Genomic DNA, 22,251 nt, shown 5'->3' with positions numbered 1-22,251 from the left:
CGCCCGACCGCCATCAAAGGAACTCGACATGAGTGAAACCCGCACTAAATCAGCGGAATCCATCTCCTCCATCGAGGAGAACACCATTCAGCAGGTGCCGCTGGATCAGCGGCACGGCCGCAACCGGGACATGTTCACCATCTGGTTCGGCACCAACATCATGATCCTGGCCATCGTCACCGGTGCGCTGGCGACGACGGTGTTCGGCCAGCCGGCCTGGTCGGCGGTATTGGCCATCGTGCTCGGCAACCTGTTCGGCGCGATCTTCATGGCGCTGCACTCGGCCCAGGGTCCCACCCTGGGCGTGCCCCAGATGGTGCAGACCAAAGGCCAATTCGGTTCGCTGGGTGCGGTACTCATCGTCGCCGTCGTGGTGTGTATGTACACCGGGTTCTTCATCTCGATCCTGGTGTTCGGCGGTGAGTCGCTGGCCTCGGTGCTGCCGTTCCTCGGGGTCAAGGGCGGCATCCTCATCCTGGCGTGCGTCAGTATCGCGGCGACGATCTGGGGTTACACGTTGATCCACGCCTACGCGCGGATCATGACCTGGGCCTCGGGCATCACGCTGGTACTGGCCTTCGTCTGGGCGTTCGGTGTCCACCCGATGCCTGCCGACTTCTTCCACAGCACGGGCGCCTCCGCAGCCGGCTTCCTCGGTACCTTCGCGGCCGCCGCGGTATGGCAGATCGCCTATGCCCCTTACGTTTCGGACTACTCGCGGTACCTGCCCAAGGCGACCGGTGCCAAGCCGGCCTTCTGGATGAGTTACTGGGGCACCACCACCGGATCGATCCTGCCGATGCTGCTCGGTGCCGGAGTCGGTCTGCTGGCCCTCGACGACGATCCGGCCATCGCGCTGACGAAGGCCACCGCAGGCATCAGTGTGCTGGTGGTCGCGGTGTTCAGCGTCGGCGTGGCGGCGACCAACGCGATGAACCTCTACTGCGGAACCCTGTGCACCATCACCATCCTGCAGACCTTCTTCCCGAAGTTCACCGCCAGGGCCCGGGAACGCGCCATCATCGCCGCCTGCATCTGCGCCTTCGCGGTGTTCGTCGCCCTGTCGGCCGGTGACGACTTCGTCGCCAAGTACAACAACCTGCTGATCCTGCTGCTGGGTGCGCTGGTGCCATGGACCGCGGTCAATCTCGTCGACTTCTATCTGGTGCGCCACGGCGACTACGTCGTCGAGGACTTCTTCCTGGCCGACGGTGGCCGTTACGGCCGGGTCAACTGGCCAGCGGTGATCTGCTATCTGATCGGTGTCGCCGTGCAACTGCCGTTCATGATCATCGGCACCGCCTACACCGGCCCGATGGCCAAACTCCTTGGCGGAACTGATATCTCGTTCATCGTCGGCCTCGTCGTGGTCTCGCCGCTGTACTACTTCACGATGACCTCGCTGGCGCGTCGGCAGAAGGCCACCGTCCCGGTCGTGCGCAATCCCGTTCCCTGACCCGATCCAGCGATACGGTTGGCAGGTGAGCATCACGGTGCGCGAGCTGCTGGACATGCCGCACCTGCAGCTGCGACTGCATTCCGGCAAGGCCGGGTTGGACCGCCAGGTGTCCTGGACGCACACGTCGGACCTGCCCGAGCCGTGGCAGTGGGTCAGCGCCGGGGAGCTCCTGATGACCAACGGCATGTCGTTCCCCGCGGGGGCGGCCGAGCAGGAACATCTGCTCGACGAGTTGCAGCGGGTCGGCGCCAGCGGGTTGGCCATCGGCGAGGAGATGTATTGCCCCCGGCTGACCCAGCGCTTCACCCGCGCCAGCGAACGCCTCGGCCTGCCGGTGCTGTGGATCCGCTATCCCATGCCGTTCGTGGCGATTTCGCGGGCCATCGCCGAGGCCACGCTGCTAGAGCAGTCGCAGCGGCTCATGCGCACGGCCCGTATCTACGATGCGCTGCGCCGCACCACCGCCGGCGACGTGGCGCGGTCCCGCATCGCCGACGCGCTCACCAAGGAATTGCGGTGTTCGGTGTTCGTCTGCGACCGCGTCACCGGCGACGCGTATCACCCCGACGGACCGCACCCCGGCGATGAGGTCAAGGAGACCGTGCGTGCGGCATCGCAGGGCACGCTCGCCGCAGGGGCGCGGTCCATCCTGACGCCCAGCGGCGTCGAGGTCCTCGTCGGCGAGGTACCGACACACGAACACGCGGTGCTGGCCGTCATCCGGGAAGGCGGAGTGGCCCTCGACGGCGTGCTGATCCAGCACGCGGCGACGGTCGTCGCGCTGGAACTGTCCCAGACCCACCTGGCCCTGGAACACACCCGTCGCTCGGGCGCCGAGCTCACCGCGCAGCTCATCGACGGCCGCATCGATCAGCGGGTCGGGCGCAGGCAATTGCAGTCAGCGGGTCTGGACCCGGCGACGTCGATGTTCGTCTCGGTGACCTGTGCCGACGACCGCAGGCTGCGGGATCTGCATGTGGCCTTGTGGCGGCGCCGGATTCCGCATGTGACCGCGTTCCGTTCCGGCGTCGCACATGCCGTGGTTCCGGGTACCGACGCGGCGGTCGACGCCATCGCCGCGTCGCTCGGCTCGACCGCCAGGATCGGGGCGAGCCGGGTGATGAAGACCGTGGGCCGCTCGGCGGAAGCCGCCCGGGAAGCGACCTGGGCCCTGGGCACCGCGCAGCGGACCGGCGATGCCATCGTGCGGTACGGTACGGCGACGTCGTGGGTCGGGATGGGCGGCGTCGAGGACGCCCAGGCCATGGTCGAGCGGTGGCTGGGCCCACTCATCGAGCACGATGCGCAGCATCGCACCGGATTGGTCGAGACGCTGGAGGCCTTCCTCACCAACCAGCGCTCGTGGCAGCGCACCGCCGCTGCCATGAACGTGCACCGCCAGACCGTGCTCTACCGCGTGCACAAGGTCGAAGAGCTCACCGGCGCACGGTTGTCCGACACCGCCGACATCGCGCAGCTGTGGTTGGCGTTGCGGTCCCGGGATCTGCTGGACGGGCGCTGACCGCCGGCTACGTCGCCGGTTTCGTCAGGAACCGGTTGTCCAGGAACTGCGCGTAATCGGGCAACGCGGCCGTGGCGTCGATCGACTTCTGGGTCTTGGCCCATTCGCCGAGATCGGTCAGCTTGGCAGCGAGATCCGGATTGAGCTGCAGCGTGAAGTCGAATTCTTTGAGCACCGGGCGCAGCAGGCCCGCGTCGAGCTGCGTGGCTTTGGCCACGGCGTCGATCGCGGCGTTGTCCTGTTGGGACAGAGCGGATCCCGCGTCGGCGAGGGCTGCGAAGAAGCTCGTGATCGCCGGACCTTTGTCGGCGATCGCCTGCTGGGTGGCGAGGAACAGGCTGTGCTGGTGATAGGTGCCGCCGTCGAGCTCGACCGCGTCGGTGTCGAGCGCCTGGATGGTCTGCGCCTGGTACGGCTGGAAGATCGACACCGCGTCGACGTTGCGCTGGGTGGCCGCGGTCACCACGGCCGACGGCGCCACCTGCACCAGCTGGGCGTTGATGTGGTTCTGCGCCAGGGCATTCGAGATGTAGTACGCGGCGCTGGTGCCCAGCGGGGTGCCGATCGACTTCCCGTTCAGGTCGGCGATGGTTGTGATGCCCGCGCTGCGCCGCGCCACGATGCGCGAACCTTCCCACCGGGACCCGTCGCCGACGACCCTCAGGGTCGGGGTGCGGGTGAGTGCGGCCGACGTGGGAACGTCTGCGGCAGTGGTGATGTCGACCTGACCCGCCGACGCGGCCTGCAGCGCCTCGACGCCCGAGGAGAAGTTCACCACCTTGACCTTGACGCCGTGCTTGTCGAACAAGCCGGTCGAAGCCGCCACCGGGACCTGCGCCCAGGACGGGTCCACGACGAAGCCGACGGTCAATTCGTCGGCGTTCGCACTGCCCGAGCTGGTGCAGGCGGTGACCGACACGGCGAGCGCGGTGGCGGTCAGTGCGGCGGTGAGCATCCGCCAGAGAGTGGATTTCACGTTCGGGCATCCTCGAGTTGGTGGTGCAGGGTTTTGCGGATCTCGCTGTAGCCGGGCTGATCTGCCAACGCGTCGGCGGGCCGGGGCCGGTTCAGCGGGTTGACGATGTGGTCGGCGATCCGGCCGTCGCGCAGCACACTGACGGTGTCGCCGAGCCGGATGGCTTCATCGATGTCATGGGTGACGAAGACGATGGTGCGGTTCAGCCGCGTCCACAGGTCGATCAGCAGATCCTGCATCCGCAGCCGGGTGAGTGCGTCGAGCGCCGCGAACGGCTCGTCCATGAGCATCACCGACGGTTCGCCCGCGAGTACCCGGGCGATACTGACCCGCTGGCGCATCCCGCCGGACAGTTCGGTCGGGCGTTGGCGCGCCACGTCCTCGCGCAGGCCGACGAGATCGAGCAGGACGCCGATCTGCTCCTGCCGTTGTTCTTTGGCGAGATGCCGTGCCGCCAGCGCGAAGTCGATGTTGTCGGCGACGGTCATCCACGGGAACAGCACATCGCGCTGGAACGCCACGCCACGGCGCGGATGTGGTTCGGTGATGGGTTCGCCGTTGTCGGTCACGGTGCCCGAGGTTGGGGTGATGAGGCCGGCCAGGCAGTGCAGCAGGGTGGATTTGCCGCTGCCGGAGGCGCCGACGAGTACCGCGAACGATCCGTCGGGAACGGTCAGTGAGATGTTCTTCAGCGTTGGTTCGCGTTGGCCGGGAAACCGAACGATCAGGTCGTGCGTCTGAATGGCCACGTCAGTGTTCCTCCTGCGCCCAGCGGGTGAACGGTGTGGTGACCGCGTTGACGGCCAGGTCGCACAGGGCACCGAGGATGCCCAGCACGATCAGGCAGAAGATGAGCCGGTCAGCCTGGGAGAACAACTGCGCCTGATAGATCCGGTAGCCGATACCCGCTGTGGTGCCGGTCATCTCGGCCACCACGATCAACACGAATGCCATCGCGGCACCCACCCGCAGACCCGCGGCGATGTCCGGTGCAGCCTCGGGCAACACGACCCTGCGCAGCGTCTGCCAGGGTCCCGCCCCCAGGCAGCGGGCGGCCTTCAGGTAGTCAGCCGGTGTGCTCGCGAGCCCGGAATGGCTGTTGATCCACACCGGGACGAACACGCCGAGCGCGATCACGAGGGTCTTGCTGTTCTCGCCCAATCCGAACCAGAGAATCGCCAGTGGCACCAGGCCGATCGTTGGGATCGGCGCGAAGACGCGCAGCACCGGCTGCAGGAGGTTGCGTCCGGCCGCGGTGGTGGCCGTGAGCACCGCGACGACGACGCCGATGGCCGCTCCGATCGCGAAACCCAGTGCGGCCCTGCTCAAGCTGGCGCTGATGTCGTCGAGCAGCAGCCCGTCGGCCCACAGGGCGTGGCCTGCGGACAGGATCTGCGGGACGCTCGGGAAGAGCTGACGGGGGAATCGGCCCGTCGCGACCACCAGTGACCACACGGTCGACGCGAGCACCAGGCCGGCGACGGTCCAGCCGAGCGCGGAGAACCTGGTCAGCGCCGAGCGCAGCCGGACCGGACGCGCTCGTTTCGCCGTGCCTGCCGCCGGTGTCCGGACCGCCACTCCCGCGGTCATGAGCGCCCACCCGCGAGCGGGGTCCACTCGAAAGGTACGGCCTGGGACCGGTACACCAGGGCGGTCAAGGTGAGCCGATCGACGCCCGGGACCCTGGGCTGTTTGACCTCGGGCTCGCCGGCGACACCGTACCCCTCATACGGGCTGTGGTACTCCCACGCGACGTCGCCGTCGGCCGTCACCTGGAACAGCCGCCCATGCATGCCCTCGGTGATCAGGGTGTTGCCGTTGGGCAGCCGCTGGGCGTTGCTCACGAAGGAACTGAAGAACGTCCACGACGGGCGGCCCGAATCCTCTGCGGTGTACTGCCACACGATTTCCTGTGTCGCCGGGTCGATTTCGAGAACACGGGAGCCGGCGTAGATGCCGAGCGGTGCGGGCGGGTAACCCGCGCCGCCCTGGTTGTCGAACACCAGGATGTTGCCCGCGCCGGGCAGCCCGGCGGCGATCATGTGCGGATTGTGTTGTCCGGACGTCTGATCCAGTGGGCGCGGCACCTTGTGGGCGTTGATCCGCTGGTGCTGGGCCCCGGCCTGGGCGGCGTAGTAGGGTCCCAGTTTCCAGGCGACGGTACCGGACGCCTTGTCGATGAGCGCGATGATGTTGGCCTTGCGGAAGCTCACCAGGATGTTGTCGGGATGAAACACGGTATCGGGCTGCGCGTCGTACCAGTGGTTGGGGCCAAGGGATTTGGCGCTGTTCATCTCCAGGTAGCCCCACGGGTCTTCGGGATCGCGGGCCACCGTCTCACGCAGCGCGGCCCAACCGGCCTCGGAAAAGCCGAACTCGTCGAGGTGATCGCCGGCCAGCCAGGTCCACACGATCTCCCCGTCCGGTGTCACTTCGTAGAGGCCCTGGTCGCCGACGACGTGGTCGCCCAGTGCCGGTACGACCCGGGGCGCCGTGACCAGGATCAGCCGGTTGCCGCTGGGCAGCAGCTCCCAGTCATGGTTCTGCCGGGCCGCCCCGCCGGGTGCCTGCAGACCCCATTCCCAAACCCGGTCACCGCTCCAATCCAACTGTCCCACAGTTCCGTTGGCGTAGATACCGCCGCGCGCATCGCCACTGTCGGACAACTGCACCCCGACATCGCCGACGCGGCCGCCGTTGAGCGCGGGATCCAGGATGCGGGGCGGCACGCCTGCGTAGGGCCACTCGTGCACGACGGTGCCGCGCAGGTCGATGAGGCGGGTGACCGAATCTGCGCCGGTGAACAGCACGTAGCTGTCGTAGGCGAGTTCGGGGTCGAAATGCGTGACGCCGGACTGTCGCACGAATGCCATGTCAGCTACTCCACCAATGTCGTGTTACGTCCACGGGTCCTCCCCGTAACGGTTCTAATCGATTAGCGTAATGAGCGAAGGTCCTGGCGTAACCGTCATAATCGGCGTGATCGAAAGTCTGGCGAAGCGGCGCCGGGGGACGGGGAATCCAAGGGTGAGCGGAAAGCGTCCGACCCTGGCCGACGTGGCGAGCCGAGCAGGCACTTCGACGGCAGTGGTGAGCTACGTGCTCAACAATGGACCGCGTCCGGTGTCAGAGTCGTTACGCGCCAAGGTGATCGACGCCATTGAAGAGTTGGACTACCGGCCCGACCTGCGCGCCCGAGCATTGCGCCGACCACGCCGGTGGCGGCAGATCGGTCTGCTCGTCCCCGACCTCGGGCTGCCGCTGTTCGGTGAATTCGTCGGGCACATCGAGGTCGAAGCCAGGGCCCGCGACCACCTGACCATGATCGGCAACACCGGTTATGACCCGGAGCGTGAGCTGGAATTCGCGACCGCGTTCGCCGAAGTGGGCGTCGACGGCCTGGTGGTGATCGGCGCCGCCAACGCGCCGGAAACGGTCAAGCTGTGCCGCCACGAACGCATCCCGGTGGTGTGGCTGCACAACATCCGCGGGGACGTTGCCGCTGACATCGTGGCTGTGGACCATACGCATGCGGGTGCGCTGGCCGCCCGTCATCTACGTGACGAACATGCGTGCCACGACACGGCATTCGTGGGTGGTTTCACCGAATCCGATGTCCGTCACGGCGATCGGGAAACCGTGGAGCAGCGGTATCGGGGCGTCGCTTCCGTCGTCGGCGCGCAACTTCGGCACATCCGCACCGATCTCACGCCGGCGGGTGCTTACGCCGCCGTGAGCACGTTTCTGCGTACGGAGCGCCCGCCGCGAGCAATCGTCGTCGGCACCTACGGGCAATCAGCTGCCACCATCCGGGCCGTCGCGGACGCCGGCCTGCGGATCCCGGAGCGTATCCGCGTCGTCGGATTCGACGGTGGCGCAACTGATTACGGTCAGCTTCGGCTCACCGCGGTGCAACAACCGGTCGACGCGTTGGCGCGCCGCGCGGTGGGGCAGCTGCTGGGGGAGAGCGGCGTCGGCACGGAACTCAGGGCATCGCTGCGGATCGGGGACACCTGCGGCTGCCCTGCCCCGTGACCCAGCTCAGCCGAACGCCGCCACCGCGGCCTCGGCACACGCGACGTCGTCGGCCGCGCTGGCGCCGCTGACCCCGACACCGCCGACGATCACACCGCCGGCCCGAAGCGGGATGCCGCCACCGAAGATCACGAATCGCCCGCCGCCGTTGGCCTGCAGGCCGAAAAGCTCACCGCCAGGCGCGGCCAAAACACCCAGCTCCGCGGTCGCAGTGCTGTTGGCCACGGCGGTGTAGGCCTTGTCGACGGCGAGGACGGGGCCGGCGATCTCGGCCCCGTCCATCCGCGCGAACGCCACCAGGTGTCCACCCGAATCGACCACCGCGGCAGATACGGTCACCGCCCGCCGCTGTGCTTCGGCATGAGCGGCCGCCACCAGGCGCTGCGCTGTGGTCAGGTCGACACTCGAAGACGTCATGCGCGCCAACCTACTGCGGATCAGTGCGCCAGCGTCGACGCGGTCTCGGCCAGGGTTCTGCCCTTGGTTTCCGGGGCAAGCCACTGGGACAGCGCGGCTCCCACCAGCGCGACCCCGGCCGCGACCAGCATGCTGACCGACATCCCCAGGTGCGCGATCGACCAGGGCAGCAGGAACGTGCCCATACCCGCGCCGATCCGGCTGAACGCGGCGGCGAAGCCGGTGCCGATGCCACGGACTTCGGTCGGGAACACCTCGCCGGGGTAGACCTGGGTCAGCGTCGTGTAGCCGGCATTGAAGAACGAGAACGCCAGGAACATGGTCAGCACCGCGATGGACGGTGCCCCGGTCCACAACCCGATCACGGCCAGCAGCACGACGCACACCCACTGCGTGGGGACCGACAGCACGCGTCGGCCGAGCTTGTCGAGCAGCAGCGCGGTGCCGAGGACGCCGAGGCATGCCAGCGCCGACAAGCCGACACCGCTGGCCAGGCCCTCACCCATGCCGTACTGCTTGAGCACCTTGTCGGCGAAGGTCGCGATGGCGAAGTACGGGGTCACAGCGCAGAACCAGAAGCCGGCCGTGAACAGGGTGGCGCGCCAGTTGTGCTTGTTGAACAGCATGCTGAACGTGCCGCTGACGACGGGTTTCTTGTCGCAGCCCTCGCTCTCGCGGGTCACGGCGGCGGCTTCGAGCACGTCCATGTACTTGTTGGCGATGGACAGCGCTTCGTCGCGTCTGCCCTTCTGGATCAGCCAGCGTGGCGATTCGGGGAGGCCCAACCGGGCCAGGAACAACCCCGCGGCGATCACGGTGCTGGAGCCGATGATGATGCGCCAGTTCACGCCTGCGTCCATCAGCGCGTGCGCCACGATGAACGCGACCATGAAGCCGACGTACCAGGCCACCAGGGCGGCGCCGAGCAGGCGGCCACGCAGCCGGGCCGGCGAGAACTCGGTCATCAGCGGCATGCCGATCGAATATTCGCCGCCGATCGCGATGCCCATCAGGAAACGGATGATGAGCAGCTGGATTGCCGAGGTGATGAAGAACTGGCCCAGCGCCACGAAGAACTGCAGGAATGACGCGAGCACGAACAGGCCCATGTCGATCAGGAACATCGGTTTGCGGCCGAACTTGTCGGTCAGCCAGCCGCCGACGGGGGCGCCGACGAAGATGCCGAACAGCGTGCCCGCCGCGATCAGGCCGATCCACAAATCGTTTACCTGCAGATCGTCCTGGATCAAGCCGGTGACGGGACCGATGATGCCCAGGATGTAGCCGTCCAGGAACATCCCGCCGACCAGAACCGCGGTGAGCCGGAACAGGAATCGGCGCCTGAACCCCGGAGTGCTTACGGATGAACCAGCGGTGTCCTTACCCGCTGTGCTTTCTAACGAAGACATGGCTGTACTCCTCGGGTGGGTGGGCTGTGGAGGTTTTGCGGTGGATTTTCAGATGGCCAGGCAGAGGCGGTAGGCATCGAGGATCGCGGCGTGGATGTTGCGGCTCGCGACGGCATCGCCGACTCGATAAAGGGCGTAGCGACCGTCGGGATTCGCCGTCGCCGGCTGCGGCGAGCGGGCCAGCAGTTCGCGGATCGCGATCTGGCCGAGGTTGACCGAACCGGGCAGCAGCGCTTCGTAGAGCTCGTTGTCGGGTTCGGTGCCGTGTTCGACCACGACCGTGTCGACGACGCGCTCTGTGGCCGCCTTGGCGCCTTCGACCTGCAGCCGGGCCAGCAGACGGCCGTCGTGCTTCTCGATCGACACCAGCCGGTGCAGCACGCCGGTGGCCACATCGTGGTCGGCGAACAGCGCGAAGTACTGGCCGGCCGGAGACGCGCCGACATCGACGGCGACGCTGCGTTCCGGGGTGACGTATTCGACGGTGCCCGCGGTACGGATCAGGGCCTCCACCGCATCCATCGCCTGGTGGCCGCCGAGATCGTCGTACACGAGCACGTCGCCACCGACCTTGCGGGACCCGGAGATGATGTCCCAGGTGTCCACGGCCAGCTCAGCGCCGGGAATGCCGAGATCGGGGTTCGGCAGGCCGCCGGTGGCCAGGATGACCACGTCCACCGACGCGGTGAGGGAGTCGAGTTCCGACGGGTCGACGTAGTGGTTGCGCTTGAGCTCGACGCCGAGCCGCTTGCACTCGTCGTACCGCCAATCGACGATGCCGATCAGATCGCGCCTGCGCTCGGAGACCGCGGCCAGCGCCACCTGCCCGCCGAAGCGGTCGCCCGCCTCGTACAGGGTCACGGAATGGCCGCGCTCGGCGAGCACACGCGCCGCCTCCAGTCCGGCGGGTCCGCCGCCGATCACCACGCAGCGCTTGTGCTGCTCGGCCGGGGCCGGGGTGACGCGCTGCGGCAGTTGGGTTTCCCGTCCGGTGGCCGGGTTGTGGATGCACATCGCCGAACCGTGGGTGTAGATGCCGTCGATGCACACGCTCGCGCCGACGCACGGCCGGATCCGGTCGGCGTGGCCCTCCTGCGTCTTGTTCGGCAGATCCGGGTCGGCCATCAGTGCGCGGACCATGCCGACCATGTCGAGCAGTCCCTCGCTGATCGCGTAGCGGGCCGTGGCCACGTCCGCAATACGGGACGAGTGCATGACCGGGACCGACAGCTGCTTCTTGACCCAGCCTGCGAACTCCAGGTGCGGGTTGGCCGGGGTGAACATCGGCGGGATGACCTTGGCCAGCTCCCAGTCGGTGTCGGCGTTGCCGCGGTTGACACTGAAGAAGTCGACCCCGGCGTCCTGCATCGCGGCCGCGATCTGCAGCGCGTCGGCAGGGACCATGCCGGAGTTGTCCGGCAGCATCTCGTCGAAGGACATGCGCACGCCGACGATGAAGTCGTCGCCGACGGCTTCCCGCACGGCGTTGATGACCTGCAACGGGAACCGCATCCGGTTCTCCAGCGAGCCGCCGTACTCGTCGGTGCGGTGGTTGTGCCGGGGCGAGAGGAAGCTGTCGAGCAGGTGACCGGTGTACGCGGAGATCTCCACGCCGTCCAGGCCGCCGGCCTTGCAGCGGGCCGCGGTGTCGGCGAAGTCGCGGGCGATGCGCTCCAGGTCGCGGACATCGGCGATGCGCGAGAACGACCGGTGCGCGGGCTCGCGGGTGCCTGACGCCGACAGCGCAGGAATCCAGTCGTGGGTGTAGTTGTCGGTGCGGTGGCCCATGTGCGTCAGCTGGGTCATCACCGCGGCGCCCTGCTCGTGCACGTCGTCGGCGAGCGCGCGCAGCAGCGGCTCGGCCTCGTCACGCCACAGCTGCAGGTTGCCGAACGGCGGCATCGAGTCGGGGCTGACCAGTGCGCTGCCGCCGATCATCGTCAGCGCGACGCCGCCGCGGGCCTTCTCCCGGTGGTACATGCGGTAGCGGTCTTTCGGCAGACCGTCCTCGCTGTAGGCCGGTTCGTGCGACGTGCTCACGATCCGGTTGCGGAGCACCAGATTCTTCAGCTTGAACGGAGTGAACAGCGGGTCACTCATTTTTTTTCGAACTCCCTTCGCCGCGGTACGCGCGGAACCACTGGAAGTACGATGCGTGATGCAAATCACCACGGACTAGTCTGTGTGAGGGATCTGATCCAGATTGATTCACAGGAAAGTTGTGGTTGCAGCATGGCGGACGACGCGCATCGCCTTTCTCGCGAAGACCGGGCGGAACTGTTGCGGATCACCCGATCACGCCAGGTTTCCCATGGTCAGGGCGTGCGAGCCCGGGTGGTTCTCGACTGCGCCGAGATGGGCGTCACCGAGGCGGCGCGGCGCGCATCGGTCAGCACCACGTCGGTGAGTCGGTGGTGGCGCACGTACCGGCACGGCGGAGTGGATGCGCTGCTGGCCGTCACTCCGCCGCAGGGCCGCCCGACCGTGACCGACGACATGCTGCGTGCGGTACTCGGTTGCTCACTCACCGCGCCACCGGATGGTCGCGACCGGTGGACCACGCGCGCCGTGGCCGAGGTGACCGGGGTCAGCCAGGCGACGGTGAGCCGGATCCGCCGCCAGCACTTCCCGCCTGTCACCGGCCTGGATGTCGGCGAGAAGACGCTGATCCTGAGCTACGTCGATATCGGCCCCCGCGGCTGCACGCTCGGCTTTGAACGCGAGACGGGCGAGTCGACCGGGGCGGAACCATCGGCGGTTCTGACCGATGCCGTCGAGACGGTGTTGTGCGCGGCGCTGCTTCGTCGTTCGCGCGCGGACGACGCCGGGACCACCCCCGACGGTGACGCGTTCGCGCTGCTGCGGCGCGCGGAACGGGAGTGGCTGCCCGAGGCGCCCGTGACGCTGGTAGTGGACCAGCCGCTGGATTCGTCTGCCCGGCGCTGGCTCACCCGGCATCCGACGGTGACGGTACTGGTCCGGCCCGGGCCGGAGTGGCCGGCTCAGCTGCACCATCTCGCCGCGCGTATCGCACCCACCCAGCTGCGCGAGCTGCGCGCGCTGCAACTGCGGATCCGTGACGCCGCGGCGACGGCGAGCGGCGAGGAGCCGTGGACGTTCACCTGGAGCCGCGGTCTGCCCCGCGCGACACCGCCGCCCGAACCGATGCCCGCCGCGCCGGCCTCGGTCCAGGACATCTCCGACACCGTGGCTGCCATGTGCTCGGCGATCGCCGACGGCGGGGTGAGACCCGGCGAAGCGATCTCGGTCCGCTTGATCTCGGGCCTGTCGGGGCTGTCGCGGCCGCGCACCAGCGAGGTGCTGAACTACCTGGCCGACCAGGCGATCCTCGACCGCCGTGCGGGCCACCTGTGGTTGCCCGCGCCCACCCCTCGCGACGTGATCGAGACGTACACGGCGCGCGGTCTGCTGGGCACGGCGCTGGTGCGGACCATGGCCTTGCAGCGGATCTCGCCGCCGGCGTACGTGGACACCACGCTGGCCCGCATCTCGGTGTGCGCCGAGCACCGGCTCGACGCCGAGACCTACGCCCTGGACATGGATCTGCAGGACCAACTGGCCCTGGCCGCCGGGATGCCGCGAATCAGCTGGATGTTCGTGCAGCTCACCGCCCAGGTGCGGCTGTTCATCTCGATCCTCGGCCTCGATTACCGGTATCCGACCGCGGAGATCATCGCCGACGATCAGCGGATCATCGATGAGATCCGCAGCCAGGACCCGGCGCGGGCCGTGGAGGCGTGGCGGACCAAGGTGGACAACTGCGTGCGGTACATGCTCGGCCAGCTCAACGTCGACGATCGCCGCAACTGACCCGCGCGCGCCGGGCACGTACCCGAACCCGGTCTTCGATCACGACCACCGGCGAAGAATGTGCCCCGCAGGGCAAAGGGTGTGCCCCCAAGACCGCCCTGTCCGAAGGGTTTACGCGGGTACGCTGTGGCTGCCAGCCAAGGGCAAATGCCCTCTCCGTCGAGGCGATTGACAGCTCCTGCTGTCGGATCGCTGCGAGGTCTAAGGAGCGCCAATCGTGGGATTCATTCAGGCTTTCGCAGGCGCCTTCGGCGGGACGCTCGCTGACCAGTGGAAAGACTTCGTCGTTCCGCCGCAGGTCGCCCCGACGGCAGCGATCTTCCCCGGCGTTCCGGTCGGACAGAACGCCGGCCGTGGCTCCAACACCCGTGGGTCGCAGAACATCATCAGCAACGGATCGAAGATCGTCGTCCCCGAGGGCACCGGCCTGCTGACGTTCCAGGACGGCAAGATCACGGGCTTCATCGCTCAGCCCGGTGGCTACGAGTGGCGTTCCGATGACATCAACTCACAGTCGGTCTTCGCCGGAAACGGCATCGTCAGCTCGCTCGTCACCCAGTCGTTCGAGCGCTTCAAGTTCGGCGGCCAGCCCGGTAGCCAGCAGCTCGTGTTCTATGTGAACCTGCGTGAGCTGCCCAACAACCGCTTCGGTACGCAGTCGGAGATCTATTGGGACGACGCCTATCTCGGCGCCCAGGTGGGTGCCATCACCCGCGGCACCTACACCATGCGCATCATCGACCCGGTCCTGTTCGCCACGCAATTCGTGCCGTTGACCTACCTGCAGGCCGGCGGTCAGGTCTTCGACTTCACCGATTTCGACAATGACGCGGCCACCCAACTCTTCAACGAGGTGGTGTCGTCGCTCGCGCCGGCGTTCTCGCACTATACGAACGACCCGAGCAAGGGCAATCGGATGGCGCGCATCCAGGGCGACTCGATCGGTTTCGCGCAGTCGCTCTCGGCGGCCGTCGACAGTGCCTACCGATGGACCAGCGGGCGCGGCATCACGATCGTCAACGTCGCGATCGCCTCGATCGAGTACGACGAGGACACCCGTCGGCTGCTGTCGGACGTCAAGAAGGCCGATGCCCTGAGCGGTTCGCGTGGCAACTCGTTCCTGCAGCAGTCGGTCGCGCGCGGCATGCAGGCCGCGGGCGAAAACGGCGGTGGTGCTGCCGGAATCGCGATGATGGGCATGGGCATGAACGCCGCGGGCGGCGCGATGGGCGGCCTGCAACAGCCTCCGGGACCTGCGCCGTACCAGCAGGTGCCCCCGCCGCAGCAGGGCTATCCACAGCAGGGCTACCAACAGCAGTACCCGCAGCAAGGGCAGCAGGGTTATCAACAGCAATATCCGCAGCAGGGCTACCAACAGCAGGGCCCTCCTCCGCAGAACCCGCCGCAGCAGGCACCGGCCGGCGACGACCCGGTGGCGAAACTCGCCCAGTACAAGAGCATGCTCGATCAGGGCCTGATCACCCAGGCCGACTACGACGCCGCCAAGGCCAAAGCGCTCGGACTGTAAGGCCATGTCCGACCCTTACGACCGCCGGTCTGGCGGGTATCCGCCGGACAACGGCCAGCCCCCGCCGCCGCAGAATCAATGGCCGCAGCAGGCTCCGCCGTCGCAGCCATACGGCTACGCACAGCCGGGCGGGGTGATCCCGCGTGACCGGGCCGTCGAGGTGACGCCGCCGGGCGAATTCGCCAATGCCACATGGGATGACGTGAACCGGGCGCGCGAGGCCGAGCGCAACGCGGGCTACGGCCCCGGTGAAGCGCCTGTGGTGACCTACGACCAGCACGACGGGCCTCAGGTCATCCAGACCTCGACCGACCGGGCGGACGGGCTCAACAAGTGTCCGCGCTGCGGGGCCACCGACATCGGCTTCGACATCAAGGGCAGCCAATTGGTGTGCCGGTTCTGCCGATTCGCGTGGAGCGAGAAGAACGCCGCGGACCTGTTCAATCTCAACTCGCCGATCAGGGATCTGCGGGGCCGCCAGGTCGGCTCGGCGTCCGGCAACATCGTGCCGGGGGTCGATCAGGTTGTGAGCTTCAAATGCAGTGCGTGCGGCGCCGAGGTGTCGATCGACACCGCCCATGCCGTGCAGGCGCGCTGTCACTGGTGCCGCAACAAGCTCTCGGTCAACGAGCAGATCCAAAACGGCGCGGTCCCCGACGTTGTGTTGCCGTTCTCGCTACCCAAAGCCGAGGCCGTCGCCCGGATCTCCGAATTCGTCTCGGCGCGAAAGTTTTTCGCCAACCGGCGGTTCACCGCGGAGTTCGCACCCGAGAATGTCATGGGCGTCTACCTGCCCTACTTGATCATCGACTTCAACAGCTCGGTGGAGTTCGTGGGTTTCGGCGAGCACACCACCCGCAGCTACACCGTGCGGATCGACGACGAGAGGTCCGAGACCCGTTACGACTTCGACGCGTATCGCGTGGCCCGCAAGTTCGATCTCTACGTCGACGACCTCACGATCGAGTCGGCCGCCGACAAGCGCGACTTCCACACCGATCGCAACACCAACAACATCATCAATTCGATCATGCCGTTCGACACCAAGAACGCCGTGCGCTACGACCCCAACTACCTATCCGGGTTCACCTCGCAGCGCCGCGATCTCGACGTCGACGCCATGTTCGGACCCGCGCGCCTGCAGGCCCAGGACATCGGCCGGTACCGCGCGGCCGAGACCTTGGATTTCTACGACCGGGGCGTGCGGTGGGACCAGCAGCGCATCGATGTCCACGGCGAGCGGTGGGTGTCGGCATATCTGCCGGTGTGGCTCTACAGCTACTACGAGCGCAAGAGCGGCGGGAAAGAGCTGCTGCACTACATCGCGGTCAACGGTCGAACCGGAGAGACGATGGGCTCGGTGCCCATCAACACCACGCGGTTGTGGGTCGCCTCCGGTGTCGCCGAATTGTTCGGGCTCGCAGGGACATTCCTCTCGGCCCTGGTGTTCTGGCGGTAGGGGGCGCAGGTGGACATCTCAATGTGGTCGATGGCGTTCGACATCGTCGCGTCGAGCCATCACTCGTCGTCCTCATCGTCGGGCGGCAGCGAGTGGATTCCCTTCCTCTTCCTCCTCACCGGACCGGCGTTCTTCATGTATCAGTACTCGCGCTACCGGAACAAGAACAAGAGGCATCACCACGAGCGGGAGACGCTCTCGGAGATCGCCAACATGCAGTCGATGGACCAGTTCGCGCAGAGCGTGACCAACACGCGCGATTCCCGCATGTCGGGCGCCAATGAGCGGGAAGTCCTCGGCTAGCAGTAGGCCGGCGCCGCGGTCGCGGCGAACCCCTGAGCAGCCAGTTCGGCATCTTCCGGAAAAATTTGCGGGTTCGGGAACAAATCCCGGTAAACCCCCGTTGACCACATCGACAACAAGTTGAGTGACGCAGACTCAAGTTTGGGTTGACATCCGATGGTCGGCTGCAGCAAGCTTGAGCCCAGTCCGCTCAGACCCCTATATGTCTAACAGGAGGCAACACTATGGCTCGTGCGGTCGGTATCGACCTCGGGACCACCAACTCCGTCGTCGCGGTTCTGGAAGGTGGCGACCCCGTCGTCGTCGCCAACTCCGAGGGCTCCCGTACCACCCCGTCGGTCGTCGCGTTCGCGCGCAATGGCGAGGTGTTGGTCGGTCAGCCCGCCAAGAACCAGGCGGTGACCAACGTCGACCGGACCATCCGTTCGGTCAAGCGCCATATGGGCAGCGATTGGTCCGTGGAGATCGACGGCAAGCACTACACCGCGCAGGAGATCAGCGCGCGGGTGCTGATGAAACTCAAGCGGGACGCCGAGGCCTACCTCGGTGAGGACATCACCGACGCGGTGATCACCGTGCCCGCCTACTTCAACGACGCCCAGCGTCAGGCCACCAAGGAAGCCGGCCAGATCGCCGGCCTCAACGTGCTGCGCATCGTCAACGAGCCGACCGCGGCCGCCCTGGCCTACGGCCTGGACAAGGGTGAAAAGGAACAGACCATCCTGGTCTTCGACCTCGGTGGCGGCACCTTCGACGTCTCGCTGCTGGAAATCGGCGACGGCGTCGTCGAGGTCCGCGCCACCTCCGGTGACAACCACCTCGGTGGTGACGACTGGGACGACCGCATCGTGGAATGGCTGGTCGACAAGTTCAAGGCCACCTCGGGCATCGACCTGACCAAGGACAAGATGGCCATGCAGCGGCTGCGTGAAGCCGCCGAGAAGGCCAAGATCGAACTCTCGAGCTCGCAGAGCACCTCGATCAACCTGCCCTACATCACCGTGGACGCGGACAAGAACCCGCTGTTCCTCGACGAGCAGCTGACCCGCGCCGAGTTCCAGCGCATCACCCAGGATCTGCTGGACCGCACCCGCAAGCCGTTCCAGCAGGTGATCAAGGACGCCGGTATCGCCGTGGGCGACATCGACCACGTCGTGCTGGTGGGTGGTTCCACCCGTATGCCCGCGGTCACCGACCTGGTCAAGGAGATGACCGGCGGCAAGGAGCCCAACAAGGGCGTGAACCCCGACGAGGTCGTCGCCGTGGGTGCCGCGCTGCAGGCCGGTGTGCTCAAGGGTGAGGTGAAAGACGTTCTGCTGCTTGACGTCACCCCGCTGTCCCTCGGTATCGAGACCAAGGGTGGCGTGATGACCAAGCTCATCGAGCGCAACACCACCATCCCCACCAAGCGGTCGGAGACCTTCACCACCGCCGACGACAACCAGCCGTCGGTGCAGATCCAGGTCTTCCAAGGTGAGCGCGAAATCGCCTCGCACAACAAGCTGCTCGGATCGTTCGAGCTGACCGGTATCCCGCCGGCCCCGCGCGGTGTGCCGCAGATCGAGGTCACCTTCGACATCGACGCCAACGGCATCGTGCACGTGACCGCCAAGGACAAGGGCACCGGCAAGGAAAACACGATCAAGATCCAGGAAGGCTCCGGCCTGTCCAAGGAAGAGATCGACCGGATGATCAAGGACGCCGAGGCGCACGCCGAGGAGGACCGCAAGCGTCGCGAAGAAGCCGACGTCCGCAACCAGGCCGAGTCGCTGGTCTACCAGACGGAGAAGTTCGTCAAGGAGCAGCGTGAGGCCGAGGGCGGCTCGAAGGTTCCCGAGGACACGCTGAGCAAGGTCGACGCCGCGATCGCCGACGCCAAGAAGGCGTTGGAAGGCACCGACATCTCCGCGATCAAGTCCGCGATGGAGAAGCTGGGCGAGGAGAGCCAGGGTCTGGGTCAGGCCATCTACGAGGCCACCCAAGCCGAGCAGGCCGCCGGCAGCGCCGGGGGTTCCACCAGTTCCGATGACGACGTGGTTGACGCCGAGGTCGTCGACGATGACAGGGAGACCAAGTGAGCGAGAACGATTCGCACGAGCCGGTGACCGTCACCGACAAACGGCGCATCGATCCGACCACCGGTGAAGTACGTGAGCCGGCGCCGACCCCGGAAGGGGCGGCGCCGGCCGCGGCCGCAGCACCGGAGCCGGCCGGCGATAGCGACGAGGTCGCCGAGCTCAAAAGCACACTGCAACGTGTGAAGGCCGAGTACGACAACTACCGCAAGCGCGCCCTGCGGGATCAGCAGCTCATCGCTGAGCGGAGCAAGGCCGGTGTCGTCACCCAGTTGCTGGGTGTGCTCGACGACCTGGACCGCGCCCGCAACCACGGCGACCTGGAATCCGGTCCGCTGAAGTCCGTCGCCGACAAGCTCGTCGGCGCCCTTGAAGGGCTTGGGCTTTCCGCGTTCGGCCAGGAGGGCGACGAGTTCGACCCGTCACTGCACGAGGCCGTGCAGCACGAGGGCGACGGCACGCATCCGGTGGTCGGAACGGTGATGCGCCGCGGCTACAAGGTCGGTGACCAGGTGGTGCGGCACGCGATGGTCGGTGTCATCGACACCGTGCCGGACGCCGCGTCCGGAGCCGGCGCTGCCGATAACCCGGACGCCGCCGGTTCGCAGGCCGCAGAATCAGACAAGTAAGACCAACTAGAGAGACGAGGTAAGGAGGTGGCGCAGTATGGCCCAGCGCGAATGGGTCGAGAAGGACTTCTATAAGGAGCTTGGCGTCTCCTCTGACGCCAGCGCCGACGAGATCAAGAAGGCCTACCGGAAACTGGCCTCCGAACTGCACCCCGACCGGAATCCCGATGCGGGAGCCGCGGAGCGGTTCAAGGCGGTATCCGAGGCCAACAGCGTCCTGTCGGACCCCGCGAAGCGCAAGGAGTATGACGAAACCCGGCGGCTGTTCGCCGGGGGCGGCTTCGGTCGCCGGTTCAACGACGGCGGCGGTGGCGGCTTCAGCGGCGGATTCGGCTCCGACGGAGCCGAATTCAACCTCGGTGACCTGTTCGACGCGGCCGGTCAGAGCGGCGGCGCGAATATCGGTGACCTCTTCGGTGGGCTGTTCGGGCGCGGTGCGCAACCGCGCCCGAGCCGGCCGCGGCGGGGTAACGACCTGGAGACCGAGACCGAACTGTCGTTCCTGGAGGCCACCAAAGGCGTGGCCATGCCACTGCGGCTGACCAGCCCGGCGCCGTGCACCAACTGCCACGGCAGCGGTGCGCGGCCGGGCACCAGCCCGAAGGTGTGCCCGAACTGCAACGGCTCTGGTGTGGTCAACCGCAACCAGGGTGCGTTCGGGTTTTCCGAGCCGTGCACCGAATGCCGGGGCAGCGGCTCGATCATCGAGCACCCGTGTGACGAGTGCAAAGGCACCGGCGTCACCACCCGCACCCGCACCATCAACGTCCGGATCCCTCCGGGCGTCGAGGACGGGCAGCGGATCCGGCTCGCCGGACAGGGCGAAGCCGGGTTGCGGGGTGCACCATCCGGTGACCTCTATGTCACCGTGCATGTGCGCCCGGACAAGGTGTTCGGCCGTGACGGCGACGACCTGACCGTCGCAGTCCCGGTGAGTTTCCACGAATTGGCGCTCGGCACAACACTTTCGGTGCCGACGCTGGACGGTAAGGTCGGCGTCCGGGTGCCCAAGGGCACATCCGACGGCCGGATCCTGCGGGTCCGTGGACGCGGAGTGCCCAAGCGCTCCGGTGGTCATGGCGACCTGCTGGTCACCGTGAAGGTCGCGGTACCGCCGAACCTCGAAGGCGAGGCGGCCGAGGCGCTGGAGGCATACGCGAAAGCCGAGCGGGCCAGTGGATTTGATCCGCGGGCCGGATGGGCAGGCAACGTATGAGCAAGCGCAAAGAGGAAGCACGCACGTTTCTGATCTCGGTGGCCGCCGAGCTGGCCGGTATGCATGCGCAGACCCTGCGCACGTACGACCGGCTCGGCCTGGTCACCCCGCAGCGCAGTTCCGGTGGGGGACGGCGGTATTCGGAGCGTGATGTGGATCTGCTGCGCGAGGTGCAGCGTCTGTCGCAAGACGAAGGCGTCAACCTCGCCGGCATCAAGCGCATCATCGAACTGACCAATCAGGTCGATGCCCTGCGCGCCCGGGTCTCCGAGCTGACCCAGCAGGTAGAACAGCTCAGTGCGGGCTCCCGCCACGATGTCGGGATGACCTCCAAGGCCGTGGTGGTCTGGCAGCCGCGCAGGGGCGCCCGCTAGTTATCGGCCTTTTCTAGCTGCCGAGTGGCCAGTTATCGCACGCGGATGTCGTAAATCCGTGTCATAACTGGCCAGTCGACGCGATCGACTGCCTAGCTGACCTTGATCGAGAACGTGCTGGTCTCCGGCTGCCCCGGAACGGCCATCGGATAGTTGCCGCGGCGCAAAGAGTCGGTGGGCGCTGCCATCGGTTCGATGCCGATCACGTCGTCGTTCCCCGGCGCGAACAATTGCGCGGCCGGGTAGCCGCGGTCGAACGTCACCTCGACGCGACGGTCGCCGCCCGAGATGGCGAACACGGAACCTTCGCGAACCTGGTCGAAGCCGTGGTCCAGTTCGGTGGTCTTGAGCGGTTCGGTGCCGCCCGGCCATTCCTCGGTCTCTCCGGTCGGGATACCCCAGTTGTCCACCGGCAGATGACGCATCGTCGGCGTCTGCAGCTGCCATTCCTCGCGCGGCACGTCGGGGATCTTGAGATACGGGTGGTAGCCGTAACACAACGGCACCGACGCCGCCGTCGACGGCATCACCGTGGTGGCCACGGTGAGGGTGCGGTCGGCGAGTGTCACCGTCATGGTCAGGATGTGCGCGAACGGGAAGGTTGTCAGCAGTCGCGGCTTGCCACCCCAGTCGAGGATCGCGACCAGTTTGTTGTCGGTCTGTTCGATCACCAGCCAGCCGGGGTTCGCGGCGAGCACGCCGTGGATGGGTACGCCGTGCTGGTCGCTGCGCACCCCGGCCACCCCGGGCGTCAGCGTCACGACCGCGCCGTTGATGGCATATTTACTGGCGCTCAACCGATTTGCCCACGGATACAGGATCGGGATGCCCATGGTCTTGCCGGTGGTGATGTAGGCCTCCAGGCCGCGCCGCTGGCCCAGGAACTCCACACCGTCATCGGCCAGCGACGTGCACACCATCCCGGCGACCGGTACGTACGTCGCGGTCAGCGATGACGACGGGTCGCGCAGGATGACAGGTTGGTAGTCGGCCATGGCGCCAGTCTGTCATGCGCCGG

19 protein-coding genes are annotated in these 22,251 nt (G+C 67.0%); 11 read left to right on the top strand and 8 right to left on the bottom strand.

Translation table 11 applies throughout. The annotated features are described in order from the left end of the window. Window positions 1–28: 28 nt before the first annotated feature. Window positions 29–1,456, top strand: a complete 1,428-nt coding sequence (locus BTO20_RS32660; RefSeq protein ID WP_087080156.1) for a purine-cytosine permease family protein — start codon at window positions 29–31, stop codon at window positions 1,454–1,456. A gap of 25 nt (window positions 1,457–1,481) precedes the next feature. Beyond that, window positions 1,482–2,981 (top strand): PucR family transcriptional regulator, encoded by a 1,500-nt coding sequence (locus BTO20_RS32655; protein WP_087080154.1) that lies wholly within the window; start codon window positions 1,482–1,484, stop codon window positions 2,979–2,981. 7 nt (window positions 2,982–2,988) lie between these two features. On the opposite strand, the gene BTO20_RS32650 is transcribed toward BTO20_RS32655, so the two are convergent. Genes BTO20_RS32650 through BTO20_RS32635 form a run of 4 tightly spaced genes read right to left on the bottom strand, consistent with a single transcriptional unit; the run spans window position 2,989 to window position 6,830 of the window. Next, window positions 2,989–3,957: an ABC transporter substrate-binding protein gene (locus BTO20_RS32650; RefSeq protein WP_087080152.1), complete on the bottom strand. Its 969-nt coding sequence runs from the start codon at window positions 3,955–3,957 to the stop codon at window positions 2,989–2,991. Next, window positions 3,954–4,706, bottom strand: coding sequence for an ABC transporter ATP-binding protein (locus tag BTO20_RS32645; protein ID WP_087080150.1), 753 nt, complete (start codon window positions 4,704–4,706; stop codon window positions 3,954–3,956). Before BTO20_RS32645 ends, BTO20_RS32650 begins: the two co-directional genes overlap by 4 nt. Window position 4,707: 1 nt before the next feature. Continuing rightward, window positions 4,708–5,547 (bottom strand): ABC transporter permease, encoded by an 840-nt coding sequence (locus BTO20_RS32640; RefSeq protein ID WP_087082990.1) that lies wholly within the window; start codon window positions 5,545–5,547, stop codon window positions 4,708–4,710. Continuing rightward, window positions 5,544–6,830 carry an aryl-sulfate sulfotransferase gene (locus tag BTO20_RS32635; RefSeq protein WP_087080148.1) on the bottom strand — a complete coding sequence of 429 codons (1,287 nt, stop codon included), beginning with the start codon at window positions 6,828–6,830 and terminating at the stop codon, window positions 5,544–5,546. Before BTO20_RS32635 ends, BTO20_RS32640 begins: the two co-directional genes overlap by 4 nt. Window positions 6,831–6,984: 154 nt before the next feature. Here BTO20_RS32635 and BTO20_RS32630 point away from each other — a divergent pair, with 154 nt between their 5' ends. Further along, window positions 6,985–7,992: a LacI family DNA-binding transcriptional regulator gene (locus tag BTO20_RS32630; protein ID WP_232490921.1), complete on the top strand. Its 1,008-nt coding sequence runs from the start codon at window positions 6,985–6,987 to the stop codon at window positions 7,990–7,992. A 6-nt stretch (window positions 7,993–7,998) separates the two neighbouring features. Here BTO20_RS32630 and BTO20_RS32625 read toward each other — a convergent pair whose 3' ends face one another. The 3 genes from BTO20_RS32625 to BTO20_RS32615 are packed head-to-tail and all read right to left on the bottom strand — an operon-like array spanning window position 7,999 to window position 11,918. Next, window positions 7,999–8,409, bottom strand: coding sequence for a GlcG/HbpS family heme-binding protein (locus tag BTO20_RS32625; protein WP_087080146.1), 411 nt, complete (start codon window positions 8,407–8,409; stop codon window positions 7,999–8,001). Between the two features lie 20 nt (window positions 8,410–8,429). Next, the gene (locus BTO20_RS32620) at window positions 8,430–9,818 is read right to left on the bottom strand and encodes an MFS transporter (protein ID WP_087080144.1); all 1,389 of its coding nucleotides are present in this window, start codon (window positions 9,816–9,818) and stop codon (window positions 8,430–8,432) included. Between the two features lie 48 nt (window positions 9,819–9,866). After that, complete coding sequence (locus tag BTO20_RS32615; protein ID WP_087080142.1) at window positions 9,867–11,918, bottom strand: NADH:flavin oxidoreductase; 2,052 nt, start codon at window positions 11,916–11,918, stop codon at window positions 9,867–9,869. Window positions 11,919–12,050: 132 nt separating this feature from the next. On the opposite strand from BTO20_RS32615, the gene BTO20_RS32610 reads away from it, so the two are divergent. The 8 genes from BTO20_RS32610 to BTO20_RS32575 all read left to right on the top strand — a co-directional run bounded on the left by BTO20_RS32610 (window position 12,051) and on the right by BTO20_RS32575 (window position 21,233). After that, window positions 12,051–13,649 carry an FCD domain-containing protein gene (locus BTO20_RS32610; RefSeq protein WP_087080140.1) on the top strand — a complete coding sequence of 533 codons (1,599 nt, stop codon included), beginning with the start codon at window positions 12,051–12,053 and terminating at the stop codon, window positions 13,647–13,649. Window positions 13,650–13,866: 217 nt separating this feature from the next. Then, window positions 13,867–15,177 (top strand): SPFH domain-containing protein, encoded by a 1,311-nt coding sequence (locus BTO20_RS32605; protein ID WP_087080138.1) that lies wholly within the window; start codon window positions 13,867–13,869, stop codon window positions 15,175–15,177. A 4-nt stretch (window positions 15,178–15,181) separates the two neighbouring features. Beyond that, on the top strand, window positions 15,182–16,636 hold the full coding sequence (locus BTO20_RS32600; RefSeq protein ID WP_232490920.1) for a TFIIB-type zinc ribbon-containing protein: 1,455 nt from the start codon (window positions 15,182–15,184) through the stop codon (window positions 16,634–16,636). A 9-nt stretch (window positions 16,637–16,645) separates the two neighbouring features. Further along, window positions 16,646–16,939: a growth/differentiation factor gene (locus tag BTO20_RS32595; protein ID WP_087080136.1), complete on the top strand. Its 294-nt coding sequence runs from the start codon at window positions 16,646–16,648 to the stop codon at window positions 16,937–16,939. 224 nt (window positions 16,940–17,163) lie between these two features. Further along, window positions 17,164–19,017, top strand: a complete 1,854-nt coding sequence (dnaK, locus tag BTO20_RS32590; RefSeq protein WP_087080134.1) for a molecular chaperone DnaK — start codon at window positions 17,164–17,166, stop codon at window positions 19,015–19,017. Further along, complete coding sequence (gene grpE / locus BTO20_RS32585) at window positions 19,014–19,643, top strand: nucleotide exchange factor GrpE (protein WP_087080131.1); 630 nt, start codon at window positions 19,014–19,016, stop codon at window positions 19,641–19,643. Before dnaK ends, grpE begins: the two co-directional genes overlap by 4 nt. A gap of 37 nt (window positions 19,644–19,680) precedes the next feature. Further along, entirely contained in the window at window positions 19,681–20,859 is a 1,179-nt protein-coding gene (dnaJ, locus tag BTO20_RS32580) for a molecular chaperone DnaJ (RefSeq protein WP_087080129.1), read from the top strand. Then, window positions 20,856–21,233 carry a heat shock protein transcriptional repressor HspR gene (locus tag BTO20_RS32575; protein WP_087080127.1) on the top strand — a complete coding sequence of 126 codons (378 nt, stop codon included), beginning with the start codon at window positions 20,856–20,858 and terminating at the stop codon, window positions 21,231–21,233. Before dnaJ ends, BTO20_RS32575 begins: the two co-directional genes overlap by 4 nt. Window positions 21,234–21,325: 92 nt before the next feature. Here BTO20_RS32575 and BTO20_RS32570 read toward each other — a convergent pair whose 3' ends face one another. Next, window positions 21,326–22,228, bottom strand: coding sequence for an aldose 1-epimerase (locus BTO20_RS32570; protein WP_087080126.1), 903 nt, complete (start codon window positions 22,226–22,228; stop codon window positions 21,326–21,328). Window positions 22,229–22,251 lie beyond the last annotated feature (23 nt).

Origin of the sequence: Mycobacterium dioxanotrophicus (assembly GCF_002157835.1) — a bacterium.
Taxonomy (GTDB): Bacteria; Actinomycetota; Actinomycetes; order Mycobacteriales; family Mycobacteriaceae; genus Mycobacterium; species Mycobacterium dioxanotrophicus.
Note: the sequence above shows the minus strand (reverse complement) of the source record. Positions and strands in the feature narration are given on the sequence as shown.